General features: G+C 26.8%; 18 protein-coding genes. 6 read left to right on the top strand and 12 right to left on the bottom strand.

The genetic code is table 11. From position 1 onward, the window contains the following. The first annotated feature begins 133 nt into the window (after positions 1 to 133). Positions 134 to 388, top strand: coding sequence for a ComEA family DNA-binding protein (locus F1B92_RS05200; protein ID WP_154570816.1), 255 nt, complete (start codon positions 134 to 136; stop codon positions 386 to 388). Between the two features lie 641 nt (positions 389 to 1,029). Here F1B92_RS05200 and F1B92_RS05195 read toward each other — a convergent pair. The 12 genes from F1B92_RS05195 to F1B92_RS05140 all read right to left on the bottom strand — a co-directional run bounded on the left by F1B92_RS05195 (position 1,030) and on the right by F1B92_RS05140 (position 12,471). After that, positions 1,030 to 2,328 carry an O-antigen ligase family protein gene (locus F1B92_RS05195; protein WP_154570815.1) on the bottom strand — a complete coding sequence of 433 codons (1,299 nt, stop codon included), beginning with the start codon at positions 2,326 to 2,328 and terminating at the stop codon, positions 1,030 to 1,032. Further along, complete coding sequence (locus F1B92_RS05190; RefSeq protein WP_154570814.1) at positions 2,325 to 3,110, bottom strand: glycosyltransferase family 32 protein; 786 nt, start codon at positions 3,108 to 3,110, stop codon at positions 2,325 to 2,327. The genes F1B92_RS05195 and F1B92_RS05190 overlap by 4 nt, the downstream gene beginning before the upstream one ends. 8 nt (positions 3,111 to 3,118) lie before the next feature. Beyond that, the gene (locus tag F1B92_RS05185; protein ID WP_154570813.1) at positions 3,119 to 4,006 is read right to left on the bottom strand and encodes an LpxL/LpxP family acyltransferase; all 888 of its coding nucleotides are present in this window, start codon (positions 4,004 to 4,006) and stop codon (positions 3,119 to 3,121) included. Beyond that, positions 3,996 to 4,949 carry a lipopolysaccharide heptosyltransferase II gene (gene waaF / locus F1B92_RS05180; protein WP_154570812.1) on the bottom strand — a complete coding sequence of 318 codons (954 nt, stop codon included), beginning with the start codon at positions 4,947 to 4,949 and terminating at the stop codon, positions 3,996 to 3,998. Before waaF ends, F1B92_RS05185 begins: the two co-directional genes overlap by 11 nt. Next, positions 4,933 to 5,979, bottom strand: coding sequence for a hypothetical protein (locus tag F1B92_RS05175; RefSeq protein WP_154570811.1), 1,047 nt, complete (start codon positions 5,977 to 5,979; stop codon positions 4,933 to 4,935). The genes waaF and F1B92_RS05175 overlap by 17 nt, the downstream gene beginning before the upstream one ends. After that, positions 5,976 to 6,935 carry a glycosyltransferase family 9 protein gene (locus F1B92_RS05170; protein ID WP_154570810.1) on the bottom strand — a complete coding sequence of 320 codons (960 nt, stop codon included), beginning with the start codon at positions 6,933 to 6,935 and terminating at the stop codon, positions 5,976 to 5,978. The genes F1B92_RS05175 and F1B92_RS05170 overlap by 4 nt, the downstream gene beginning before the upstream one ends. Continuing rightward, entirely contained in the window at positions 6,907 to 7,665 is a 759-nt protein-coding gene (locus F1B92_RS05165) for a glycosyltransferase family 2 protein (protein WP_154570809.1), read from the bottom strand. Before F1B92_RS05165 ends, F1B92_RS05170 begins: the two co-directional genes overlap by 29 nt. After that, positions 7,662 to 8,390, bottom strand: a complete 729-nt coding sequence (locus F1B92_RS05160; protein ID WP_229770939.1) for a polysaccharide deacetylase family protein — start codon at positions 8,388 to 8,390, stop codon at positions 7,662 to 7,664. The genes F1B92_RS05165 and F1B92_RS05160 overlap by 4 nt, the downstream gene beginning before the upstream one ends. Continuing rightward, entirely contained in the window at positions 8,381 to 9,133 is a 753-nt protein-coding gene (locus tag F1B92_RS05155; RefSeq protein ID WP_154570808.1) for a lipopolysaccharide kinase InaA family protein, read from the bottom strand. The genes F1B92_RS05160 and F1B92_RS05155 overlap by 10 nt, the downstream gene beginning before the upstream one ends. Positions 9,134 to 9,326: 193 nt before the next feature. Beyond that, positions 9,327 to 10,178: a glycosyltransferase family 9 protein gene (locus F1B92_RS05150; protein ID WP_154570807.1), complete on the bottom strand. Its 852-nt coding sequence runs from the start codon at positions 10,176 to 10,178 to the stop codon at positions 9,327 to 9,329. Positions 10,179 to 10,181: 3 nt separating this feature from the next. Further along, positions 10,182 to 11,162 carry a lipopolysaccharide heptosyltransferase I gene (gene waaC / locus F1B92_RS05145; RefSeq protein WP_154570806.1) on the bottom strand — a complete coding sequence of 327 codons (981 nt, stop codon included), beginning with the start codon at positions 11,160 to 11,162 and terminating at the stop codon, positions 10,182 to 10,184. Positions 11,163 to 11,169: 7 nt separating this feature from the next. After that, positions 11,170 to 12,471: an OmpP1/FadL family transporter gene (locus tag F1B92_RS05140; RefSeq protein ID WP_154570805.1), complete on the bottom strand. Its 1,302-nt coding sequence runs from the start codon at positions 12,469 to 12,471 to the stop codon at positions 11,170 to 11,172. Between the two features lie 177 nt (positions 12,472 to 12,648). On the opposite strand from F1B92_RS05140, the gene purL reads away from it, so the two are divergent. From purL to purH, 5 genes are all read left to right on the top strand, one after another. Beyond that, positions 12,649 to 14,844 (top strand): phosphoribosylformylglycinamidine synthase subunit PurL, encoded by a 2,196-nt coding sequence (gene purL / locus F1B92_RS05135; RefSeq protein ID WP_154570804.1) that lies wholly within the window; start codon positions 12,649 to 12,651, stop codon positions 14,842 to 14,844. Between the two features lies 1 nt (position 14,845). Beyond that, complete coding sequence (locus F1B92_RS05130; protein ID WP_154570803.1) at positions 14,846 to 15,565, top strand: DnaJ domain-containing protein; 720 nt, start codon at positions 14,846 to 14,848, stop codon at positions 15,563 to 15,565. Positions 15,566 to 15,659: 94 nt separating this feature from the next. Further along, positions 15,660 to 16,484, top strand: coding sequence for a type II restriction endonuclease (locus F1B92_RS05125; RefSeq protein ID WP_407643635.1), 825 nt, complete (start codon positions 15,660 to 15,662; stop codon positions 16,482 to 16,484). After that, a complete protein-coding gene (locus F1B92_RS05120) occupies positions 16,474 to 17,301 on the top strand; it encodes a DNA-methyltransferase (protein ID WP_154570801.1) in 828 nt (275 codons plus the stop codon). Before F1B92_RS05125 ends, F1B92_RS05120 begins: the two co-directional genes overlap by 11 nt. Beyond that, entirely contained in the window at positions 17,285 to 18,811 is a 1,527-nt protein-coding gene (purH, locus tag F1B92_RS05115) for a bifunctional phosphoribosylaminoimidazolecarboxamide formyltransferase/IMP cyclohydrolase (protein WP_154570800.1), read from the top strand. The genes F1B92_RS05120 and purH overlap by 17 nt, the downstream gene beginning before the upstream one ends. The last annotated feature ends 404 nt before the right edge of the window (positions 18,812 to 19,215 follow it).

The raw sequence follows: 19,215 nt of genomic DNA, 5'->3' as shown, positions 1-19,215 counted from the left end.
ATCAAACCGCCAAAAATTTAAAAATCCATAAATTATAAATTAAATTCATTTTTCTAACTTAAATTCAACCACCAATTAACCATTTATTGATATTAATTATCTATAATCTTTGAAATTTATTAAAGGATTTATTATGAAAAAACTACTTTTATTATTTATTTTTTCTCTATGCACACTTTTTGGAGCTATTAATATCAACACCGCCTCAAAAGAAGAGCTTATGAGCTTAAAAGGTATTGGTCAAAATACTGCTGATAAAATAATTGAGTATAGAGAAAAAACTAAATTTCAAAACATAGAAGAGCTTAAAAACATAAAAGGCATAGGAGATAAGAAATTCGAAGCTATAAAAGATGAAATTACAGTTGAAGATAGTATGGATAAATAAGTTATTCTAATTATAACCATCTTTAGAATATAAAAGATGGTTATTTATACCAAAACATCATTTTATAATCTTAATTAAAATATTTAGTTTTTAATTTTAAAACAAATCAAATTTAATCAATAAAACTAAATTTAACCAACAAATCAAATTTAATCAATAAAACTAAATTTAAATTGATATGTTTAAAGAAATAAATTGAAGTTAATCTAAACAAATCAAATTTAATCTAAACAAATCAAATTTAATTAATAAAACTAAAATCTAAACAAATCAAATTCAATCAACAAAGCTAAATTTAACCAACAATCTATATAATTTATTAAATAAATAATTAGAATTTTTAATAAAAAGATTTAAATGGTAGCTGTTTTTGAGATTGATGGGAGATTAAATTAACTCTTGATTTTAAATAATAAATTTAATAAAAATCTTTGATTGTTGATTTAATAAAAATTGAGATATTTTTGAAATTTAAATTATAAATAATCCAAATCAAAATATTAATTTTAATCCTAAAATGCTTATTTGGTTTTTAGTTTTAAAACAAACTTTCTATCTTATCAAAAAAGAAAGAAAATTAAAGCAGTAAAAATAATATTTTCTTTGTGTTTAAGTTATTTTAAATATTTAAGGGTTTATTTTTAGCCCTTAAATATTGATTTGTTTACAAAATCTTTTAAGCTATCTTTCATTTCATATTTTTTATTAGCCATCATTAAAGATATTATAAACACCCAAATTATTTGAGTAAATTGTTTATTCCATAGTGGATCAGCGAAACTTCCAACCGTATAAATTACCATAAAAAGTATGAAAATATCTCTTAGTTCTCTATCTTTTGTCTGAATTGCCATTTTAAATCCTAAAAAGTAAAGAGTTATGCAAAAAAATAGACCAATTAAGCCCATTTGAACAGATATCATTAAAAACTGGTTGTGGTAATGATTGGAACTCATAAAATTTTTTAAATAAGAGTCATAATTACTAAATTTTTCCATCTTTAAAATTTTTGCAGTTTCTTCTTCAAAATCACCAAGCCCAATACCAAAAATAGGATTTTGTTTTAAAATTTCATAAGTTGTTATGAAAAATGCCATTCTAGTACCCCAAGATGTATTTAAATTTCCATTTTTTATAATTTTTATTTCATTTATTGTATCATTAACTCTTTTTTGAAAATTATTACTAAAATTAAAAGATAAACTATATATAATAATTATTGAAACTGTGGCCAAAAGGATGGCTTTAATTCTAAATTTATAATGCAAGAAAAACATCACTATAATTGCAACTATATAAGCAACTTGCCCTGTTCTACCAGTTTGTAAGAATAAATTTCCAGTCGTGCTTATAAAAAACAAAAGCATAAAAAATTTTTGCTTTAAGGAGTAAAATTTAGACAAAATTCTAGTAAAAAGCAAGATAGATGTAAATGCTAAAAAAACACTATAATCAATATGCAACATAAATGGACTTAACGTGTTTTGTGCATCATGCTTCCATTGCCATATCTCAAAAAATACCCCATAAGCTATAAATTCACTAATCAACATACCAAATAAAAATGCACTTAAGATAGAGTTTATCCACTCTTTTTTTATTGAAGTTGCTAAAACAAATATACTTAGCCAATATAAATAAAGTCTTGAAAATTTAAAAGCAACCTTGCTATTATCGGAGAAAAATATAGCACTTATTAAAATAATTATATAAAAAAGCATAAATATTGTTAAAAAATTTGACTCTTTTATCTCTTGCCATTTTCTTTTAAAATCACCTTCTATTATCCAAACAAGTGGAAAAGCTATAATAAAAAAACTTATCATTACTCTTGAAATAGGCATTGTAAAAGCAAATACTAATCCCATATAAAAATAAATTTTTTCAAATTTAATTTCTCTTGGTAAATTTAACCATCTATTTTTATAAATTTTAATCATTCATTATCCTTTTTTAAAATTTCATCATTTTTTATATAAATCCATTTCCCCTTTGGTTTATCAAGGTATTGAAAATACTCATTTGTAAAGCTTCCTTGAACGCAAGTGTAGCGGTTGTGGCGGTGCTGGACGCTGTTTTCATCATCTATTGCTTTATTTAATACATTTGGTCCAGTTAGATTATAGACACCATCTTTAATATAACGATTTTTAATATTTTCTAAAATCAAATCAAGAGTTCTTTTAATATATAAATTTCCTGGTGCGCTTGCTACAAAATAGTTGCTAAAACGATGTTTTGTCATTAAAAATAGCTCATCATCATCAGACTTTATAAGTTTATCAAGAGGCAAACAAAAAGTAGCGTCGATATCTAAATAAACTCCACCAAATTTATAAAGCACGAACATTCTAAAAAAGTCAGCCTTAGCAGCTCCGTCATTTAATAAATTATATAATCTAAACGTTTCTTCATCACTATTTTTTTTTATAAATTCTGTCGCATCATCATTGCTAAAATGTCTATAATTCCACTTTTTTGATAACAATCTGTTGAATTTGAAATTTATATAAACAGGAAGAGATACTTCGTAAGTGTAATTTATCTGCCAAATGGTATTTGGAATTTTCGTTTTGCGAGTTTGATCTTTTTGGGCTGGGTCAAATTTAGGTATAGTAAAACGCTTTTTTGGTAAAAAAAAGTGATAAATATAACTAAATCCTTTTACAAAAATACCTGCAAATTTGGTAAATCTATTGATCATAAGTGCTTGCTTTTTCAATTTTACTCCTAATAATAAATATGAGAATTATATTTTCTAAATCTTTTATGCTGCCAAAGCCAGTGATTTGGTTGCTTTAAAATTTGAGTTGTAATTATATCGTTTTGTAGCTTAGTGATTGCATAAATTTTATCCTCTTCTTTAATTTTTAATGGATCTATTACTTCAAAAATCGTGATTTCATACTCTCTCCAACTATTTTTTGTCGTTAAAATAGGGATAATTAATGCATTAAATTTTATAGCAAGTCTGGCTGCTGAGTCTGTAGCTATCTCTTTTACTCCTAAAAATTCTATTTCTACGCCATTACTTATAGATTGATCCACTACAATTGCTACTTGATTTCCATCTTTTAGGGTTTTAAACATTCCTTTTGCAGCAAAACTCTTATCTATCATAGTTATGTTATTTTTCTCTCTAGCGATAGCGTAAATTTTTTGAATATATGGATTTTTCATTCTTTTATTAACAACACCTACTTTCATATTATACATTAAAGCAATTCCAGGCAAAGTTAGCTCCCATCCACCATAATGGGCTGTTATAAAGATTATTTTTCTTCTATTTTTTAAAGCATCTGAAATAATTTCTCCATTTACAACTCTCATTTTTTTGAAAATTTCATCTTTTGGTAGGTTTTGATTTTCTAAAAGCTCATACATATTATAAGCTAGTGTTTTATATGAGTTAAATATTATTCTCTTTTTCTCTTTTTTTGTTTTTTTATCTTTAAATACTAAATTTAAATTTGCCATTGCTGTTTTATTGTGTTTGAAGTCAAATATAAAAACTAGCCAAGAAAATGCATCCACAATAAATTTTGATAAAATTTTTGGTACAATTTTAAAAATGGTGTTAAAAATAACATAAATATAATACAAAATTTTATCTCTCATCCATATCCTTTTTTAAATTTTTAAATTCCTCTAAAACATCTTGTGCTTTTATGTTTTTCATACAATTATGATGCTCTAACGGACAAACTCTTTTCATACAGGGACTACACTCTAAATTTTTAGTTATGATTTTGCTATGTGGATTGTTCCACTGCGAAGTTTCACTAAATTTAGTTGGACCAAATATCGCTATAGTTGGCACTTTAAAAGCAGCTGCTATATGCATAGGGCCGCTATCATTTGTGATAAAAAGGCTTAGTCCTGCAATTTTTTCTATCAGTTCATCAACACTTGTAAGGCCAGCTAAATTTTGATAATTTAAAACTCTGTTTTGAACTAAAATATTTTCTATATCATTTGCGATTTCTATCTCATTTTTTCCGCCAAAAATAACTATATCAAACTCTTTACTTAAGCTTAAAGCAACTTTTGCAAACTCGCCTGGATACCATCTTTTAGCACTTCCATAAGTTGCACCAGGATTTATACCTAAAGTTTTTTTCTTAAAATCATGCTTTTTATAGCAAAGCTTCAGATCTCCTGGCAGGGTGCTTAAATTTAAAGAGCGATTTATGAAATCATTATATCTAATAACTAGATGAATTTCATCTTTTGTATATCTTTTATAGCAAAATTTCTTTTTTGAGCTAACAAATTTCATCATAAATTTAGATGAAAAACTCCTTCTAAAAGAAAAAGCTAAGTCAAATTTGCCTAAATTTCTAGCAAATTTAATTAGATATAAAAATCTAAATTTATGGTTTTTGCTATCGTTTATGATAAATTTCTCTACATTTGGATAGTTTTTAAAAACAAAATTTGAGATAAATGAGCCTAAAATTGTAATTTGAGCATTTGGATAAGCTTTTATGATATTTTGCACAGCAGGAGAGCTCATAACTGCATCTCCTAGCCAGTTTGGAATCTCAATTAAAATCTTCATTTATCATCTTTTTATAAGCATAAAACTGTGGCATTTTGATAATTTTATCATCACGGTTATCAACCAAACCATACCCTGGAGCGATTAATTGATGCCAATAAACTCTTTTTATTTTCCCACTTTTTTTAGCTATTTTATGATACTCTAGCATAAATTTAGTGTAGTCTTCTATGCTAACACACTCTTTTTGGCTAGTTGGTGCGTAAGGAGCGGTGTTTATGATAGGATAATTTGTCTCTGTTATATAAATTTCATCACTTGATTTTGGAGATAATTTAGACAGAGCGTAGAGCAAATTAATCTTATTTTTAAGATTAAAAATTCCAAACTGAGTATTTGTTGGACTTCCACGCCTATCTACATAGAGCAGGCTTGATATTTTATCAAATTTAATATTTTTAAAGTTAAACATAGTTGCTACATTGTAGTGGTATTCAAAGTCAATCACGCTTGGAGCTAATAGCTTTAAATTTTTAAATTTTTTATCTCTTAAATTTTGAGCAACTTCGTAAAAATCCAAATACTCTTTTGGTGCAAAAAAGCCCCATTTTAGGCGGTTTATTGCAATTCCTATTTGAAACTCATCTGTTAAATGGCTAAATTTAGAAAAAATAATTTCTAAATTATTTTTTAAAAGTAAGAGATTTTCAATGCTTTTTCTATCTTGAACTACACAAATTAAAATATTTTTATCTTTAAATTTAGAGGCAAACTCGTAATATTTATCAATATTATTTATATCTGATAAAAAAACTCTAATTAAGAGATTTTTAACTCCAAGTTCATTTGCTAAATTTATTTGTTCATCTCCTTTATCTAAATTCACACAAAGTCCGTAAAATTCGCTATTTTTTAGCTCATTTTTACCTTTAAAAAACTTCATTATTAAAGTTGCAAAAGGTAAAATAAAAATAGATTTTATAAACATTATTAAAAAATCAAATATATATTTTTTACGCATTTTCTTTTTAAAAGCTTTATCTTTTATAACTTTTGGCTGATCTGAAAAATAATCCCACTCAAATTTCATTTTTTGAAACCTTTGTTTATAAACTCATTTAAAGCTTTTTTTATTTCTTTAAATTTATGATTATCTTTATCTATATAAAAATTTATCTGCTTATCATTTATGCTTATCCATCTTTTGCTAAAGGCTGAGTTATTAAAAAAACTCATTGTTGGTGTATTTACAGCTGCTGCTAAATGCATAGGTCCAGTTGAAGTACTAACAAAAAGTTTAAAGTTACTAACTAAAGCACAAAATTCATAAAGGCTTAAAGTTGATTTAAAAATTATAGCTTTAAAATCTAAGTTTTCTTGAAAATAATTTAACGCCACTTCATCATCAGGACCAAAGCTAAAAACTATATTTATATCTTTATGAATGCTTTTTGCTAAATTTAAATACTCATCAAAACTTAAATTTGCATCACTACTTCCCCCAAATCCAGGATGAAAAGCGATGATTTTTTTATCATCGTTTAATTTAAATTTAGCTTTAAATTTATTAAAAATTTCTTTTTGAAAACTCTCATCTATTTCTAAAACAGGAGCTGTAAATTTAGTATTAATATCAGGAAAAGCAAATTTTAATAAATCTATATTATACTCAAACTCTTTTTTTAAGCCTTTGCTTCGTCTTTGAACTACTCTTTTGTTAAAAAAAATTTGAGCTATTTTAGTTGCTGGTGCAACTCTTGTTTTAATACAGCTTAAAAAAAGAGCTAGCCCTAAATTTGTATCTATAAAAGCACTAATTGATATATCAAATTTATATTTTTTAAGAGTTTTACTAAGTTTAAAAGGATTTTCATCATATAAAATTACTTCATCTATAAAGCTTATTTTTTTAGCAAATTCATAATTTACCTTTGAAACTAAAACAGCTACAAATGAGTTTGGAAGCCTTTTTTTAGCTAGTTTTATCATAGGAAGAGTTAGGATAAAATCACCTATTTTATCGTGTCTTGTTATTAGTAGTTTCATTGTTTATCTCATAAAGTTTAATGTATTTATAAAAATTTGTAACTGCGTGCGAAACTGCGATTATTAATCCAGCATATCCATCTAAAAAGCCTTTTTTAAAAAAATATGTTTTTATAAATGAATAAAAGGCGTTAAAAAAAGCTTTTGTGGGGCTTGAAGTTCTTTTAGAGGCATTGTTTTTAGCAAAAAGTGTTGAGTATAGATCAGCTTTTTGAATAAACTCGCTTATAGAGTGATAACTATAGTGCTTAACATTTCCAGCTAAATTTTCAGTTTTTAAACCGTCAATTATGATATCTTCATGGACATCATTTTGGTTATATGAAGTAATATTTTTGTTATAAAGGCGTTTGATTTTTTGATTATTCCAACCGCAATGTTTTATCTCAATATCCTTATAAAAAGCTTTGAAATTTAGTTTATAAACATAATTTTTATCTAAATTTTTAGTTTTTAAAACCTCTTTTAACTCATCATCAACCACTTCATCGCTATCAATGACTAAAATCCACTCATTTTTTGCAAAACTTGCTGCGCGGTTTTTAGTTTTGCCAAAGCCCATAAATTCGCCGTTTATCAAATTTACATTTTTAAAACTTTTTGTTATATTTATAGAATTATCCGTTGAGCCGTTGTCATAAACGATAACTTCATCTAAAAACTCTAAACTTTTTAAAGTTTTTTCTAAGGTTAGCTCATTATTTTTAACTAAAACTACAGCACTTATCATTTTTGTGATATCCTTTTAAATAGAGCTTTAAGACGGTATTTAAGCATATTTTTAAATTTAAAAATTTCATCAGGGGATTTTAGATTATCTCCTTTTATCCTATAAATAACTCCGTTAATTCCCTTAAAATCTTTTTGGATAGCACTTCCTATTCTAAAATTATATTTATAATGTTTTTTTGCTTCATTTAAAATATTTTTATTATATTTGCCAAATGGAAATATAAAGCTATCAACTTTGATATTTAAATTTGATTCTAAAATCTCTTTTGAGTGCTTTAGTTCTAAATTTAAATCCACTCCTTCATCAGTTAAAACTATGTGAGAATGAGAGTGTGAGGCAACTTGAATTAAGCTGCTATCAATCATCTCTTTTAACTCATCAAAAGTTGTATGAGAGCCAAATTTATAGTTTTGTGAAGCGGCGTTGTGTTTAAAACTCATTCTTTTTTTAGGCTCTACACTCGTGCTTTGCAAAATAAATTTAGTAGGAACACCTAAAATAGCTTTTAAATTATACTTTTTTAAAAGTGGATAAACTAAAAAATAAAAATCAGCATAAGCATCATCAAATGTCAGACAAATTGAGTTTTTAGCGAGTTTTTCACCTGGAAAAACAGATATAAAATTATTAGAAATATACTCTAAATGTTTATCAAACATCTCTAAGTCATTTGATAAATCATCGCTATTTACATGGTGATACATAACACAAATTAGCGACATTTTTCTCCTTTTAATATAGCTTTTAATCTCTTTTTAAAATTTTTTCGTTTTTTAAGATTGTGTGAGAAATTAAGCATCGTTTTAGTGCAAATATCTTCATCTTTATCATAAAGCTTTGCATACTCTTTTGCTATAAATTTAGCGTCTTTGTCATCTAGCCAAAGCATTGAGAAATTTTTAAGTCTTTCATTTAAATTTAACTCTTTAAATTTCATTCTATTTATATCAACTACTTTAAAAATATAATTTTCATTTTCATCTTTTACTAAGATATTTCCAGCACTATAATCAAGATGTAAAATGCCTTTTTCGTGCAAATCAAAGCTAAATTTAGTAAAGTTTTTTAAAATTTCATCTTTGTTTTTAAATTTATCATTAGTTAAAACTTCTCTTATCGTAAAATCATACTCAAATTTTTCACTAATGAAATAGCTATTTTTTAAAAAAAAATTATCATAAAATTCTATATATGCAATTGCTTTTGGTGTAAAATCAGCTATCTTAAAAGCATTTTGATAAGATTTTTTAGCTTTTGATTTTTTACCTAGAAAGTAGAGTAAATTTTTAAATAAATTTGGCTTCTTAAAAGATTTTACGACTAAATTTATGGTATTTTTATTTAAAATTTTTACTTCATTTCTTCCTTTGTAGATAGTTTTATAATTGTTGAAATCCTCTTTTAGGGCTATTAAAAAATCTTTGAAATTTTCAAAACCATCTCTTAAATCAAAAGCAAAACTCATTAATCTCTCCAAAAAATGGTATTTTATCTAAAATATATTAAAATTCAAATAAAATTTTTATATATTTTTAGGTCTTTAATGAAAAGATTGAAATCGTTTATTATAGTTTCAAATTCTATATCTTTTGAACATATTGGGACTTTATGTAGATCGTATTTAAGGGGGTGTATTTCTTTATAGCTTGATTTGAAAATTATACCAGACTTGCAATAGGGGGGGGTGTGATCAAAATGGGATGAGTTTTTGTAAAAACACAAAAAGATGGCGTTTTTACAGCAAAAGCTAGATGCAATATGCCTGTGTCAGGAGATATTAAAAAATTCGTATTTTTTAAATAAAAAGCGATTTCATTTATACTTTTTGCATTTAATTTTATATGTTTTATTCCTTTGGGAGCTAGAAAATTATTAATAAAATCATTTTGCAAGAATTCTTGTTTTGGATTTTGAACTATAGCTGGAATTAGGTTAAATTTATTATAAATATATTCAACTAGTTTAAAATTCTTCTCAAAGCTTAAAATCTTCTCTAAATCGCCAGAGCCAAGAGATAGAATGTATGAATTTTTATCTAAATCGCATTTTGTGGCTTTATGATCTATAAAAAATTCAGGGCTTATATCAATATCATGAAATTTTATTTCAGATATTTTTTCAAAAAGTTGGTTGGTGAGATGAAATCTATTTTGAAAACTATATAAATTTGAGTTTGTTTTATTTTTGATAATCCATCTTGCAAAAGAAAATTTTGCCATCATCTTTGATGAGGAGCCATCATAAAGATCTATTAACAAATCAAATTTATTAAGAATTATTTTAAATTGAGTTGAAATTTTAGAGATAATGTATTTTAAATAATTACTTCTATTTCTATCCATTGTAATTATCTTTTCAATATTTGGATTGTTTTTTAAAACCTCATATCCTATTTTATCCACGATAACTGTTATTTTAGAATCTGGAAATTTTGTTTTTAAGGCCCTTAAAATAGGGGTTCTAAGTAATACATCGCCAAAAAGTCCAAGCATTATTACACAAATTTTCATATCTTATCCATCATTTATAGTTTTTAAAAGTTTATTTGCTTTTTGGATTATTAAATTTGGATCTATTTCATTTATACAAAAGTCAGTTTTATCAATTTTAAAAGCATCGATTTTTTTGCCTGTATCAATTACTAAATTTACAGGTGTTTGATATGAGTTTCTACTGCTTGGACGGTTACCAAAAAGCGTGATAGAGGGGCGGTTTTGAGCCCAGGCTAAGTGAGTTATCGCACTATCATTTCCTATAACTAAATCGCAGCTATTTATAAAATAAACTAACTCTTTTAAACTCATTTTATCAAGCAAAATGGCCTTTGAGTTTGCTATAATTTCTTTAGCTTTAAGGCGTTCTTTTTCACTTCCAAAGCAGACATAAACTTCATTTTCTTTGTAGCTTAAATTTGAAGCTAGATAGTTAAATTTATCATAAATTTTACTCTCTTCGCTTGCAAAAGGAGCTAAAAGAATTCGCTTTTTTTCTATGTTTTTATTTGAAATTTTAGTTTGAAAACAAGGAAATTTATTTAAAATTTCATCTTTATCAAATTTAAAATTCAAAGCAAACCCTGCAAGGCTTAAATTTCTAATGATGATATTTTCATTATAATTAATATTAAATTTATTTTTGTAAAACAAACTTGAAAGAGCCTCACGAGAGCTAAATTTATCAAATCCAATAGTATTTTTTGAAATAATTCTAGAAATTATACTTGATTTTATAAGTCCTTGAAAATCAATAACTAAATCATACTCATTTTTTCTGGCTTTAATTAAAGTTTTTAGTGATTTTAAATAGTTTTTATCTTTTAAATTTATCTTTATAACTTGATTTATTAAAGGATGATTTTCTAAAATCTCACTAAATCTTTCTTCACAAATCCAGTCAATTTTTGAATCATTAAAATGCTTTTTTATGAATTGAAGCACAATGCTAGCTTGTATTATATCACCAAGTGCGGATAATCTAACTATTAAAACTCTCATTTTTTCCTTAAAACTTATAACTAAATGATATGCTTGTTAGTTGTGCATCTGTGTTTTTAAATTTACCATCAACTGTGCCTGGATAAAGCTTAGCTTGTTTATTTACAACTCTATCTTTTTTATCTTGATATAAATATCCAAAGCCAATGTTCATATTTTCATCTATGGCATAATTTGCACCAAATGAATAGATATAAGCCTTAGCATCAGGCATTTCAAAGCCGATTTTATCTTTATCTAACATCTTTTCATCTATTCCAAAACCAGCCATTAATCGTAGTTTTTGAGAGTATTGCCACGCCAAACCAAATCTATAAGTGTTTGAATTTTTTGCATTTTTTGGAACTGGCTTATCTGCAAAATTTATTGTTAATGGATGAGAAAAATTTTCTTTATAATTAAAATCTAGCGATTTTAAACTAGACCAATATGTTCTTTCATAATCAAATAAAAATGTAAAATCATGTAATTCATAAGCTAAGCCTAAATTTAAGCTTGCAGGAAGAGGTATTGTAACGCTAGCTTTATAATCTTTTGATGTGCCATTTTCTTTGATTTGTGCATTTCCTGTAACTGTTAAATCTATTTTAGATCTATAAGTAGCACTTAGGCTTAAATTTGAAAGAGGTTTATATGTAGCAGCTAGATTGTAGCCAACATCTATACTATTTCCTTTTAGGTCTCTTTCCATATGATAGCCTTGTGAAGTCTGCGAAGCGTTTTGGCTGGGATTTATCATTTTCATAATTTCAGGGCTTAATTTAACTTCACTTACAACATTTCCTGTAGTATAAACACCTCTAATACCAGCTGCTATACTAAAATTTTCACTTATTTTATAGGCTATATTTGATGATAGTTCAAATACTTTTAGGTCAAATTTTTTGCTAGTAGAAGCAGGATATGGCTCATTCCATTTTATTGATAAACCAACTGGTACATTTGATGAAAAACCTAATCTAAAATTATCAAAAATTTCAGGTGAAATATAATAAATAGTTGGAGCAAGACTAAAAAAATTCTCTGATGTAGAATCTTTAGTTCCTGGTTGTTTAGAGTAATTTGTAAATTTAGTTTTGCCAAGATAAACAAACATTGCGTTTCCTTCTATAAAATGTTTGTTTTCCAAAAAAGATATATTTGCTGGATTGTAATAGCTTGCATCACTCCCAAAACTTTTTGCTATATTGCTTCCTGCTAATGCCATCGAATCAGAACTTAATTCTGGTATCTTATAGCCAGCAGCAGATAAATTTTGGCTTAAAAATATTGTTACAAGCCCACAGTATAAATAAAAATTTTTTTTCATTAATTGCCTTTTTTGTATAAAATAGCTCGCATTGTATCAGATTTATTTTAAATTTTAGTAAATTTTAAAATTTTAACACATTTAATTTTATAAATTTAAAAACTATACTTAAATTTATTATTTTTATAGTTAAATTTAGATAAAATCAAATTCTGATCAATTTTATAAGGAATTTATATGGACGAACAAACCATCAAAGCACATAAAATCAGTAATAAAGAGTATGAAAATATTTTAGAAATTTTAGGTCGTGAGCCAAATTTATTAGAGCTTGGGATTTTTTCGGCTATGTGGAGCGAGCATTGTAGTTACAAATCGAGTAAAAAATATTTAAATGGCTTTCCAACAAAAGCACCGTGGGTTATTCAAGGACCTGGCGAAAATGCAGGAGTGATTGATATTGGTGGCGATATGGCGGCTGTTTTTAAGATGGAAAGTCATAATCATCCAAGCTTTATAGAGCCATTTGAAGGGGCTGCAACTGGGGTTGGTGGAATTTTAAGAGATATTTTTACAATGGGAGCTAGAGTTGAAGCAAATTTAAATTCTCTTAGATTTGGTGAAATTAGGGGAGATGATAAAATAAATTCGTATCAAAGATATTTATTAAAAGGTGTTGTAAAAGGCATTTCGCACTATGGAAATTGTATGGGGATTCCTACAATAGCTGGAGAGTGTAGTTTTGATGAGAGCTTTAACGGAAATATTTTAGTCAATGCTTTTGCTTTAGGGGTTGTTAAAAAAGATGAGATTTTTTATGCTAAAGCAGAAGGGGTTGGAAATCTTGTTATATATGTAGGTTCAAAAACAGGTAGAGATGGTCTTGGCGGGGCTGTGATGGCAAGTGATAGCTTTAATGATGAAAATAAAAGCCTTCGTCCAACTGTACAAGTAGGAGATCCTTTTGCTGAAAAGCTTTTGATGGAGGCTTGCTTAGAGCTTTTTAAAAGAGATTTGATCATTGGAATTCAAGATATGGGTGCAGCAGGACTTACTTCAAGTAGTTTTGAAATGGCAGGAAAAAGTAGAAGCGGGATGAAACTACATCTTGATAAAGTTCCTATGAGAGAGATTGGTATGACTCCTTATGATTTAATGCTTAGCGAGAGTCAAGAAAGGATGTTAATTTGTGCTAAAAAAGGCAGTTTTGAAGAAATTAAAAAGATATTTGATAAATACGATCTTGATGCAGAGATTATAGGAGAGGTAACAAATAACGGCAATATGGAGCTTTATTGGAATGGTGAATTAGTCGGAGATATACCTATTTCTCCACTTAGCCAAAAGGCTCCAATTTTAGATAGACCTGTTAAAAAACCATCTTATTTGGATGAAATTTCTAGCTTAAATTTATGTGGTTGTGGAGCTAGTGAGATTAGCAATAATGATGCATTTTTAAAGATAATGAGCGATCCAAATGTATTAAATAAAAGATTTATTTATGATCAATACGATGCAAATATCGGCACAAATACTATAAAACAGCCTGGGCTTTTAGGGGCTGGCGTGATTAGAGTTAAGCAAAATTCAGTCGCAATTGCTATAGCTAGTGAGTGTAATACTAGGATGAATTATATAAATCCAAAAATTGGAGCTAGTTTAGCTGTTGCAACAAGTGGTAGAAAAGTCGCTATGACAGGAGCTACTCCACTTGCTATAACTGATTGTTTAAATTATGGAAATCCTGAAAATGAAGAAGTTATGTGGCAGTTTAAAGAGGGTTGTGAGGGCATAAAAGAAGCTTGCAAAGAGTTAAATACACCAGTTGTTAGTGGAAATGTAAGTCTTTATAACGAAACAGATGGGGTTAGTATACAGCCAACACCAGGAATCGTAAGCGTGGGTGTTAATAAAAATTTCAAAAACTCTTTAGGCAGTATTTTTACTAAAAATGGAGTTAGTGTTTATTTGATAGGTAAAACAAAAGGTGTATTTGCAGGATCGCTTTATCAAAAAGTTTTATATGGAAAAATAGGCGGAACTCTTCCTAATATAAATTTTAAAGAAGAAAGAGCGTTGTGGGATTTTGTAATTTCTCAAAATTTAGATAGAAATTTAGAATTTGCAAATTCTGTTGGTATTGGAGGAGTGGCTATAACTCTTGCTAAAATGGCGGCTATGTCAAATTTAGGCGGTTATTTTAGAATGGAAGTAGAAGATGATAGAGATATTTTTGATGAGAGTTTTTCAAGGGCGATAGTTGGCGTGGTTAATGAAGAAAATTTTAAACAAAATGCTAAAAAATTTGGTTTAGAAATTCAAAAATTGGGCGAAGTTGGTAGAGAAAATTTTAAAATTAACGAAGTTGAAATTTCATTAAAAAATTTAAGAAATATCTATTTAAATGATTTTGAAAATATTTTAAGGGCTTAAAATGAGTTATTTGATTTTATTTGTGATTTTAGGTGTAATTTTTTTTATAATTGCACCTAAAGAAAATCAAAAAGATATAAATCAATCAAAAATTAATGAAGCTAAATTTATAGTGTCTTTGGTCGCAAAAGTTGTAAAAAGCGATGGTATTGTTAGCAAAGATGAGGCGATTTTGGTTGGTGAAATTTTGGATGGTTTGGTAAAAGCTAAAGGGCTTTTGCCAAACCAAAGAGAAGAGTTAAAAAATCATTTTAATATACAAAAAAATAGTCAAAGATCGGCTTTTAGCTTGGCTTTTGAATATAAAAATACTTTCGATCTAAATTTAAATTATAGAATAGATATTGTATATTTTTTGCTAAATATAGCATTTATTGATGGTGATTTGAGTAGTTTTGAAAAGCAAGTTATTATTGAAATTTGCGATGGATTTGATTTAAATGATATTTTGAAAAATGATATTTTTTCTAAATTTGAGAAAAATTTTAAAAATTTAAATACACATTTTCAACTAGATCCTTATGAAGTTTTGGGAGTTAGTAAAGATATGAGTTTTGGTGAAATTAAGAAAAAATACAGAGAACTTGTTAGAAAATATCATCCAGATATTTTGATTGGCAATGGTGCAAGTGAGGATATTGTAAGTGAGGCAACTAAAAAATTAAAAGATATAAATGTGGCTTATGAAATGATTGAAAAAGAGAAAAATTTAAATGCTTAAAGCTATAGAGACTCTTAAAAATTTAGAAAATAAAGAAAAATCTTTAGTATGAAATTAAATAGAAAATTTATATTTTTAGGAAAAATAAATGTGTATAGTTAATAGGCAAAAATTTGATAATTTTTTAAGTTCTTTAAAACAAACTAATCAAAAACTGGATTTTTTTGTAGATTTTAACAAATGCAGTAAAAATTTAAAAAAGATTTCAGTGCATTTAAATACTCTTAATTATTTGCTTGGAAAAAATGATTTAAAGCAAGAAATTGATTTTTTATATAGTCAAAATAAGGAGTGTTTTAGTGTTTTAAATTTACTAATAGCTGTTAGGGATAAAAATATTTTTATATTAGATGATAATAATGAAATTTGCAGCTTAAAAAGCTATTTTGAAAATTCTAATAAAATTTATAAATTTATGTGCGAGACTGGATTGAGGGATATTTTTATAAATCAAAATATCAAAAATTTAAGTGATTATGTTTTTGGTATAGAAGCTGGGCTTGATACAAATGCTAGAAAAAACCGAAGTGGAAAAAGTTTTGAAAATTTAATATCTAGAAAATTTGATAACGAAAAAATTAATTATAGAAAAGAGGTAAAAAGCGTAGAGTTTATAGATTTAAATTTAGGAAGTGATTTAAAAAGATTTGATTTTGTGATAAACACTAAAAATAAAATTTACTTTATAGAAACAAATTTTTATAATTTAGGCGGATCAAAGCTAAATGAGGTTGCAAGAAGTTATATTGAAATAAATGCAAAAATTTCTTTAAATAATAAATATGGATTTGTATGGGTAACAGATGGTCGTGGCTGGTTAAGTGCAAAAAATAAACTAGAAGAAGCTTATAAAAGCATTGAAATCTATAATTTATCAAATTTAAATATTTTTATAGAAAAGATAAAAAATGAAATGTAATAATTTTATTAGCGAAGATAAAAATTTCACTCTTTATGAAGGCGATACATTTAAAATATTACCAAATTTAAATGAAAAATTTGATCTTATTTTTGCTGATCCACCTTATTTTTTATCAAACGATGGACTAAGTATTCAAAGCGGTAAAATAGTTAGTGTAAACAAAGGCAAGTGGGATAAAGATGAAGGCTATATGGATGAGTTTAACAAAACTTGGCTTGAGTTAGCAAGAGATAGGTTGAGTGATAATGGCTCTATTATGATAAGTGGAACTCATCATAATATATTCTCAATTGGTAGAAATTTGCAGCTATTAGGTTATAAAATTTTAAACATTATAACTTGGCAAAAAACAAACCCGCCACCAAATTTTAGTTGTCGCTATCTTACCCACTCAACAGAACAAATTATATGGGCTAGAAAAAACGAAAAAAATAAGCATATTTTTAACTATGAACTTATGAAAAAAATAAACGGCGATAAGCAGATGAAGGATATTTGGGCTTTTTCGGCTATTGCACCTTGGGAAAAAAGTGCTGGAAAACACCCAACTCAAAAACCGCTTGCTTTGCTTATTAGGCTTATTTTAATGGCTAGTTATGAAAATAGTTTAATCTTAGATCCATTTAGTGGAAGTAGCACAACTGGTATTGCGGCAAATTTACTAAATAGAAAATTTATAGGCATAGAACAAGAAAAAGAATTTATAAGTATGAGCTTAAAAAGAAAAGATGAGTTAGATTTTGATAAAAAAAATATTTTAAAAAAAATAAACGATTTAAAATTTATAAGGAGTAAAGATGAGAGCGTTAATTAGTGTTAGTGATAAAGGCGGTATAGTTGAGTTTGCAAAAGAGCTTGAAAATTTAAATTATGAAATTTTAAGCACAGGTGGGACATATAAAATACTAAAAGATAGCGGAATTAAGGCGATTGAAGTAAGCGAATTTACAAAAAGCCCTGAGATGTTTGAAGGACGCCTAAAGACTCTTCATCCAAAAATTCATGGCGGAATTTTATATAAAAGAGATGATGAAAAGCATATTTTTGAGGCAAAAGAAAATGAAATTTATAAAATTGATTTAGTTTGTGTAAATTTATATCCTTTTAAAGAAACTACAAAAAAAACTAATAATTTTGATGAAATTATAGAAAATATCGATATCGGCGGTCCTGCGATGGTAAGAAGTGCTGCTAAGAACTATAAAAGTGTTTTGATAGTAACTGATAAAAATGACTATAAGGATGTGATAAATTATATTAAAAACGATAAATGCGATGAAAAATTTAGACTTCAAATGATGATAAAAGCTTATGAACATACGGCTAGTTATGATGCATATATTGCAAATTTTATGAATGATAAATTTAATAACAACTTTGGCAAGAGCAAATTTATAGTAGGAAAAAAGGTTTTTGATACAAGATATGGCGAAAATCCTCATCAAAATGGTGCTTTGTATGAATTTGAGGATTTTTTTAGCACTCATTTTAAAATTTTAAAAGGCGAGCCTAGTTTTAATAACCTAACAGATATCCACAGTGCTATAAATATTGCAAAAAGTTTTAAAAATTCAGTTGCTATTTGCAAGCATGCAAATCCTTGCGGTTTTGGAATGAAAGATGATTTACTTCAAAGCTATAAAAGTGCTTTGATTTGCGATCCTGTTTCAGCTTATGGTGGAGTGGTTGCTATAAATGGAGTTATAAATTTAGAGCTTGCTAACGAACTTCACAAAAAAGGGACTTTTATGGAGGTCATAGTTGCTAAAGGTATGGATGTGGATGCTCTGAAAATTTTTGAAGATAAAAAAAGAACTAAAATTTTTATTTGTGATTTTGATAAATTTGACACAGATAAGTTTGACTTTAAATTTATAAACTCAGGTTTTGTCTATCAAAATAGAGATTTTATAAAAGATGATGAGGTTAAAAATTCAACCCTAGTAACTGAAATTAAAGCAAATCAAAATCAAATAACTGATATGGAAATTGCTTGGAGAATTGCTGCTTTAACTAAAAGCAATTGTGTTGTTTATGTGAAAGACTCTGTTTTGGTTGCTATTGGAATGGGTATGACAAGCAGGGTTGATGCAGCAAGAGCAGCTGTAGCAAAAGCAAATGATATGGGTATTGATTTAACAGGTTCAGTTCTTGCAAGTGAGGCATTTTTTCCATTTAGAGACAGTATTGATATAGCAAAAGAGGTTGGAGTTAAGGTGGTAGTCCAGCCAGGTGGATCAATTAGAGATGATGAAGTTATAAAAGCTGCAAATGAAGCTAAAATGGCGATGTATTTTACAGGCATTAGACACTTTTTGCATTAAAATTAAAATTAGAGCATTGCAAAAAATTCAATGCTCTAATTAGCCAATCAAATTAAAATTAGTATTTTTAAAGATAAGATTACTTATTGGGATTTTGAAATTTACTTAATTTATTGATGGTTTAAATCTAAAAAATAGCCTAAATTTAACTTAATTTGTTTATTGAAATGTGTTTTAAATTTAAAAACAAATTCAACAATAGTTTAAATTTTTTAATTGGTATTTAATTGGCAATTAATCACATTATGAAATCATAACAAAATACGATATTTATTAATACTAAATTCATAAAAAATTTTAAATATCTTTACAAAAAATCCACTTTATCCAACCCTTAAATAAAACAGAATAAATTTCAATAATAAATTTAATCAAACCGCCAAAAATTTAAAAATCCATAAATT

The sequence above is a fragment of the Campylobacter portucalensis genome (genome assembly GCF_009690845.1).
In the GTDB taxonomy this organism is placed as follows: Bacteria; Campylobacterota; Campylobacteria; order Campylobacterales; family Campylobacteraceae; genus Campylobacter_B; species Campylobacter_B portucalensis.
Note: the sequence above shows the minus strand (reverse complement) of the source record. Positions and strands in the feature narration are given on the sequence as shown.

What these genes read in the sequence shown, in the direction of transcription:
- F1B92_RS05200 (WP_154570816.1), top strand. Translation starts at nt 134, where the DNA reads ATGAAAAAACTACTTTTATTATTTATTTTTTCTCTATGCACACTTTTT.
- F1B92_RS05195 (WP_154570815.1), bottom strand. Translation starts at nt 2,328, where the DNA reads ATGATTAAAATTTATAAAAATAGATGGTTAAATTTACCAAGAGAAATT.
- F1B92_RS05185 (WP_154570813.1), bottom strand. Translation starts at nt 4,006, where the DNA reads ATGAGAGATAAAATTTTGTATTATATTTATGTTATTTTTAACACCATT.
- waaF (WP_154570812.1), bottom strand. Translation starts at nt 4,949, where the DNA reads ATGAAGATTTTAATTGAGATTCCAAACTGGCTAGGAGATGCAGTTATG.
- F1B92_RS05175 (WP_154570811.1), bottom strand. Translation starts at nt 5,979, where the DNA reads ATGAAATTTGAGTGGGATTATTTTTCAGATCAGCCAAAAGTTATAAAA.
- F1B92_RS05170 (WP_154570810.1), bottom strand. Translation starts at nt 6,935, where the DNA reads ATGAAACTACTAATAACAAGACACGATAAAATAGGTGATTTTATCCTA.
- F1B92_RS05165 (WP_154570809.1), bottom strand. Translation starts at nt 7,665, where the DNA reads ATGATAAGTGCTGTAGTTTTAGTTAAAAATAATGAGCTAACCTTAGAA.
- F1B92_RS05160 (WP_229770939.1), bottom strand. Translation starts at nt 8,390, where the DNA reads ATGTCGCTAATTTGTGTTATGTATCACCATGTAAATAGCGATGATTTA.
- F1B92_RS05155 (WP_154570808.1), bottom strand. Translation starts at nt 9,133, where the DNA reads ATGAGTTTTGCTTTTGATTTAAGAGATGGTTTTGAAAATTTCAAAGAT.
- F1B92_RS05150 (WP_154570807.1), bottom strand. Translation starts at nt 10,178, where the DNA reads ATGAAAATTTGTGTAATAATGCTTGGACTTTTTGGCGATGTATTACTT.
- waaC (WP_154570806.1), bottom strand. Translation starts at nt 11,162, where the DNA reads ATGAGAGTTTTAATAGTTAGATTATCCGCACTTGGTGATATAATACAA.
- F1B92_RS05140 (WP_154570805.1), bottom strand. Translation starts at nt 12,471, where the DNA reads ATGAAAAAAAATTTTTATTTATACTGTGGGCTTGTAACAATATTTTTA.
- purL (WP_154570804.1), top strand. Translation starts at nt 12,649, where the DNA reads ATGGACGAACAAACCATCAAAGCACATAAAATCAGTAATAAAGAGTAT.
- F1B92_RS05130 (WP_154570803.1), top strand. Translation starts at nt 14,846, where the DNA reads ATGAGTTATTTGATTTTATTTGTGATTTTAGGTGTAATTTTTTTTATA.
- F1B92_RS05120 (WP_154570801.1), top strand. Translation starts at nt 16,474, where the DNA reads ATGAAATGTAATAATTTTATTAGCGAAGATAAAAATTTCACTCTTTAT.
- purH (WP_154570800.1), top strand. Translation starts at nt 17,285, where the DNA reads ATGAGAGCGTTAATTAGTGTTAGTGATAAAGGCGGTATAGTTGAGTTT.